Below are 556 nucleotides of genomic sequence, written 5' to 3' on the forward strand. Positions count from 1 at the left end.
CATCAACCAGATAAGGGATTATCTTGAGCTTCTTTGTAGGTGCTCCCAAGAAAACCACAAAGACTCGGATCATGTTAATGCATGATATTTTATGGAAAAGGATTTCCATTTTTTATATAAAAAAGACCGGAATAACTCCAGTCTTATTTTGATTTTGCATTCAAATATTAACTTTCAATAAGTTGCATAGTAGTAATGCAAGTTCTATCGTTATTAAAAGTAGACAGTACCTCTCTCGCCACTCTTTCGCTTCCGTCTTTTGCTTTATGATAAATATTGAATGCTAAATTTTTATTTTTTGGAACCCAAAAGTCTATAAATCCATCACGTTGTGTCGTCACTTTTTTGTCTATTAATGTTTCACCTGTATCAGTATCAATCATGACAACTTTCATTACTTGATTTTTTATTTCACCGGTACAACCTGTTAAAACATGATTAGTACATGGATGAGAGCTATTAATGTACGGAGCTATTGAAAGAAAGAATTGATCTTTTGGTATTGCTACAGAACTACTTTTACCATCTGAAAAAGTTGCAACTATTCTATTGGGTA

At 32.4% G+C, this 556-nt stretch carries 1 protein-coding gene; it reads right to left on the reverse strand.

Annotated elements, in window-relative coordinates; translation table 11 throughout:
* Positions 1–167: 167 nt before the first annotated feature.
* Positions 168–556: CueP family metal-binding protein (locus tag H5185_RS22400; protein ID WP_182743362.1), on the reverse strand; the 389-nt coding region annotated here is incomplete at its 5' end.

This window comes from Shewanella sp. SG44-6, from assembly GCF_014164185.1.
GTDB classification, from domain to species: domain Bacteria; phylum Pseudomonadota; class Gammaproteobacteria; order Enterobacterales; family Shewanellaceae; genus Shewanella; species Shewanella vesiculosa.